Source organism: Pedobacter sp. 01T416_2, from assembly GCF_056398925.1.
Map to the genome: position 1 here is coordinate 1 of NZ_JBFTQI010000761.1, position 2,775 is coordinate 2,775.

Annotated in this window: 5 protein-coding genes; 1 reads left to right on the forward strand and 4 read right to left on the reverse strand. The window is 41.9% G+C overall.

Features of this window, described 5'->3' with window-relative positions:
• Positions 1 to 410, forward strand: a 410-nt coding sequence (locus tag AC1DPQ_RS23675) for a hypothetical protein (protein ID WP_477611067.1), incomplete at its 5' end; no start/stop codon positions are given.
• A 274-nt stretch (positions 411 to 684) separates the two neighbouring features.
• On the opposite strand, the gene AC1DPQ_RS23680 is transcribed toward AC1DPQ_RS23675, so the two are convergent.
• The 4 genes from AC1DPQ_RS23680 to AC1DPQ_RS23695 all read right to left on the reverse strand — a co-directional run.
• Positions 685 to 1,374 (reverse strand): ATP-dependent Clp protease proteolytic subunit, encoded by a 690-nt coding sequence (locus AC1DPQ_RS23680; protein WP_477611069.1) that lies wholly within the window; start codon positions 1,372 to 1,374, stop codon positions 685 to 687.
• Between the two features lie 77 nt (positions 1,375 to 1,451).
• Positions 1,452 to 1,721: a hypothetical protein gene (locus tag AC1DPQ_RS23685; RefSeq protein ID WP_477582814.1), complete on the reverse strand. Its 270-nt coding sequence runs from the start codon at positions 1,719 to 1,721 to the stop codon at positions 1,452 to 1,454.
• Positions 1,702 to 2,262 carry an RNA polymerase sigma factor gene (locus tag AC1DPQ_RS23690; protein ID WP_477582813.1) on the reverse strand — a complete coding sequence of 187 codons (561 nt, stop codon included), beginning with the start codon at positions 2,260 to 2,262 and terminating at the stop codon, positions 1,702 to 1,704. The genes AC1DPQ_RS23685 and AC1DPQ_RS23690 overlap by 20 nt, the downstream gene beginning before the upstream one ends.
• Positions 2,263 to 2,576: 314 nt before the next feature.
• Positions 2,577 to 2,775, reverse strand: a 199-nt coding sequence (locus AC1DPQ_RS23695; RefSeq protein WP_477611068.1) for a hypothetical protein, incomplete at its 5' end; no start/stop codon positions are given.

Consider the following 2,775-nt stretch of genomic DNA (forward strand, 5'->3'; position numbering starts at 1 on the left):
TTACTGAAATGCTTAGCGCAGCTATCGGGCCTGATCCGCGCTCTGGCAAACACAAACCCATTACTATTGCCAACGCCCTTTATGATGTAAACAATATCATCAACCTGCTTACCAAAACAAAACTTTTGGCCAATGAAGAAACCTTTCAGCATTATGCCATAAACCTGGGTTATAACCTACAAGCTGTTGGCCAATTTGATGTGGAGCATCTCTCTGAACTATTATATGTTGGATTAAATGCCTACATCTTTCAAGAAGATGATTTTGAAGGCGCAACCTTAAAATTTTCTGCCGAAATTACTGCTGCATATAAAATGATTTATGATTGGTTGTCAGACTGCGATGCCTGGTGTAATGCTGTTGAGTGTTATGGATATAATGAAACTATCGGTTTAGCAGCTACACTATAACCGTTCAAATTTTAATTCGCCATTTAACTTATACAGCTATGAGGGAAAACTCCCCTCCTAATTTAGGAGGGGTGCCCAAAGGGCGGGGTGGTTAATCCATTACTAGCGCAAGTCTTAGGTTCTACGCTAGCGAGCTGGATGACTTGTGCTTAGTAGAGATTTAATTGATGGTTTAAAGCACAAGTCAGGCCCATACTTTGCCCAGGGGCGCTAAGACTTGCGCTAGATCTGGTGCTAGATATTTTAATAATTCATTTTTAAATCAAACAAAACCCTATTCGCCACGCGTTAACACCTCATCTATCATTCCAAATTCCTTTGCTTCGATGGCGGTCATCCAATAATCGCGACTGGCAATTTCATTTATCCGCTCATAACTTTGTCTACTATGTTTCGCCAAAATATGGTACAGATCCGACTGGACTTTTAACACCTCTCTGATCCTGATATCCATATCAATGGCGGTTCCTTCTGCCCCACCCGAGGTTTGATGAATCATGACCCTCGAGTGCTGAAGGGCCGAACGTTTACCGGCAGCTCCCGCACACAACAATACCGAACCCATAGAAAGTGCAATGCCCGTACAAATRGTGGCTACATCAGGCGCGATATACTGCATGGTGTCATAAATGCCGAAGCCTGCATACACCGATCCACCAGGCGAATTGATATACAATTGGATGTCGCTTTTGGTATCAACCGACTGCAAAAAAAGCAATTGTGCCTGTATCACATTTGCATTCCGCTCGTCAACGGCTTCCCCTAAAAAAATAATCCTGTCCATCATCAACCGCGAGAAAACATCCATTTGTGCCACATTCAGCTGGCGTTCTTCCGTAATATAGGGCGTCATGGCAAGAGGCATAGTATGAGCAGCTGTTCTGCCCATATACTGATCTACATAGAGGCCGTTTAAGCCTTGGTGTTTTACCGCATAAAGGTGGAATTCTTTGTTGATATCCATCATATTGATTTTAAATTTTAGGCATAGCAATGCCTGTGCCCGATAATAGGGCATGATTGATAAATTAAATTGATTGTTTATTTGCTGAACAAACGCATTACCTTTTGCCTGAAGCTTTGGTGCGCATCGGTATTAAACAACGTTTCGTGTATGTTTTCGATTTCATTTTTAAGCTGCTTCCGGCCGTAATCGCGCACCGTTTGATAGGTTTTGTTTTGCCAGTAAACCTGCTGCTTGAGTTCAGGCTGTAGGATCATTTTGGCTTCGAACAGGAAACTTTCTCCATCCTTACCGTCCGACAGCAGATAGTGCTCTATTAAACGGAGCTCATTCAACGATGTCTTCATATTTTAAGGATTTTGCTTTAACCGTTTCTTTTACTTTTTCGAGGCATTTAAATTTCTGAGCGGTTGCAGAACGTGCACCCGAAAAGCCAAACCGCTGTGCCAGTGTTTCCATATCCAGTTTTTCGTAATAGAAAGCACTGAGCAATTGCATACATTTCTGTCCGGCCTGCTCCAGTAAATGCATCAGTTTCCCCGAAGAAACTTCCTCATATCCGGTATCTGCCAAAACGATCTCTTCATTAAGAATGAGGCCAAGCTGATCAAAAGAAACATTCTTGTCGTTTTCTTTATAACGTTTGATCCATAAATATTTGGCAATCCCAAATAAATAGGCTTTCTCCTGATAGTTCAGCCTCAGCCCCGAAACCTGTACTTTCTCATAATATACCACCAGCGCATCCTGAAAAATATCTTTCGCTTCCTCAAATGATCCGCCCATCTTGCTTACGTGCCTTGCCACCAAAGGAAAAGCTTCTTTGTAGAGTTTCATAAAAAGTGCTTCGCGTTGGCTGGGCTGCTCTTTAGTGGATGTTGCTGTCATGATTACTATGCTTTTAATAGTATGTGGCTGTTTTTGATCAGATATCACCTAAAATTAACAATTATTTTTTTCTGTCCTTAAGCCTATCATGAAAACACATATTGTAAAAATTGTTTAGGCGTTATGCTAGCTTGCTTTGAAATAACACACAGCCCTTACCGAAGCACGCCAGTCAATCCCAAGAGCCGGGGAAATCAAAAAAACAGGTGCAGTTCAGGTAAATTGGCACTAACAAACCTGAAACGCAGTGGTTTTGTGTTCATAACGATGATTTAATTTTAAAAAATATTGAACACAAACCCCGAAGGGCTCAATCAGCCCATAGAAAACACAAACAAGAACTGATTAAACGAAGTGCCGCTGTTTTTTTGATGCGCATAGGATTGTGCAAAAGGCTCATTGCTGGATTGACGAAGCGCTTTGGGTACTTTGGCGCTCCAAAATGCGCCAGCATTCTTGAGCACAAATAAAAACAACTTGATCTGCGAAAAACTACCATGCCCCGCGGCATAG